This window comes from Streptomyces murinus (assembly GCF_002154555.1).
GTDB lineage: Bacteria > Actinomycetota > Actinomycetes > Streptomycetales > Streptomycetaceae > Streptomyces > Streptomyces murinus.
Genome location: NZ_MUNF01000657.1, coordinates 1 through 1,808 on the forward strand (window position 1 = coordinate 1; position 1,808 = coordinate 1,808).

Annotated in this window: 1 protein-coding gene and 1 pseudogene; one reads left to right on the forward strand and one right to left on the reverse strand. The window is 76.1% G+C overall.

Going from position 1 to position 1,808, the window contains the following annotated elements; translation table 11 throughout:
- On the forward strand, window positions 1–1,464 hold a 1,464-nt coding region (locus CCN72_RS32415; protein WP_143664272.1), incomplete at its 5' end, for a CHAT domain-containing protein.
- A 6-nt stretch (window positions 1,465–1,470) separates the two neighbouring features.
- Here the strand turns inward: CCN72_RS32415 and CCN72_RS32420 are convergent.
- Window positions 1,471–1,808: pseudogene (locus CCN72_RS32420) on the reverse strand (hypothetical protein); the annotation flags it as partial.

Genomic DNA, 1,808 nt, shown 5'->3' on the forward strand with positions numbered 1-1,808 from the left:
GTCGAAGGGGCGGGCGCGGCCGTCGCAGGGCCCGGCGCGGCCGTCGCAGGGGCCGGGGCGGCGGTCCAAGGGTCCGGCGCGGCAGGCGAAGGGGCCGGGGCCGCGTCGAACGGCGGGTTTGCCGCCGGGGCCGGTCCGGAAGGGGGTTCCGGCGCCTCGGGCGTGGGATTCGTCGGGCCGTCCGGAGACTTCGTCGCCGCCGTGGGAGTGCAGGCCGCGGCTGAGCGCGCGGTGCGCACCGTGGTCGAGGAGATCCGGGCGATCCCCGGCTTCGAGGGGTTCCTGCGCACGACCGAGGTGGCGGATGTCGTCCGGGCGGCGGGCGGGATGCCGCTCGTCTATCTGGTGAACGCGGTCTGGGGCAGCTGCGTCCTCGTGGTGCCGCGGGACGCGCGGACCGGGGTGCGCGCCGTGTTCGTCCCCGAGGTGACCAGCTCCTCGGTCGTCCGGCTCCTGGCGCTGGACCCGGACACCCCCGAGCCGGGGCTGTTCCTGGCCCAGCAGGCCGGTGCGCTCGCGCGGCGGCGTGAACTGCCGCGCGCGGTCGACCGGTTGCGGGAGCTCGCCCCGTTGCTGCGGCCCCTCGCCGGGCTGCTGGCGGAGGACCCCCGGCACGAGGTGGTCGTCGTACCGACCGGGCTGCTGGGACACGTGCCGCTGCCGGCCGTACCGCTGGGCCCTGCGGGTGAACTGCTCGATGATCTGGGGACGTTGACGCTCGCGCCGTCGGCCGGGGTGTACGCCGCCTCCCGGGCGGCCGCCGGCCGGCCGCCGTCGTCCCCGCCGCGGTTGGTCGCCGTCGCGGATCCCGACGGCTCGCTGCCCGGTGCGCGCGGCGAACTGGCCGGGATCCGGGCGCTGTTCGAGCCGGGCGGGGAGGCCGTGTCCGCGACGGGAGCCGAGGCGACGGTCGCGTGGCTGCTGGCGCGTCTCGCGGAGGCGTCGTATCTGCATCTGAGCTGCCACGGGAGTGCGGAACTCGTGGGCCGGGGCGCCTCGTTGGCGCTCGCCGACGGCACACTGGATCTGGACACGCTGGTACGGCTCCGGCTCCCGCGCTGCCGACTGGTGGTGGCGGGGGCCTGCCAGTCCGGGCGGTACGAGGTCATCGACGCGCCCGACGAGTTCACCGGGCTGCCGGGCGGCTTCCTCCAGGCCGGGGCCGCCTGTGCGATCACCAGCCTGTGGCAGGTGAACGATCTGGCGACGGCGCTGCTGATGACGCGGCTGTACGAGCTGCTCGCCCCCGTCGGCGAGGGGCGGGGCGAGCCCCCGGTGTCCGCGCTGCGTACGGCGCGGACCTGGCTGCGGCGGCTGACCTGGTCCGGCCTCGCGCGGTACACCGACGGCCGTCCCCACCTCGCGGCCCTGGGCGGACGGTACGCCCGGCCGGAGTCCGACCCCGACGAGTGTCCCTTCGCCTCCCCCGTGCACTGGGCGGCGTTCACCGCGTGGGGGGTGTGAGCGGGGTCAGCCCCGGTATGTCGGGCCGAGCAGGTCGAGCGTGTAGTGGGCGTCCGGGTCGGTGGGCGAGCGCGGGGCCCGGACCTCCATGACGGTGTAGCGGCCGCCGGCCAGACCGGAGACGACGACCGTGGCCGCCGAGGTGACCTCCCCGCCCTCGGCGCAGCTCGGCCGGCAGACCACCTCCGAGACGACGCCCTGTGCGGTGGCCGTGGCGCTGCCCCAGTCGGTCCAGATCAGGTCGTGCAGCATGGCCATGCCGTCTCCGCAGAACAGCAGGAGCGAGACGGGCTCGGTCAGGGGCTTGCCCGAGCAGTCGTCGATCGTCCCGCTCTGCCGGGTAC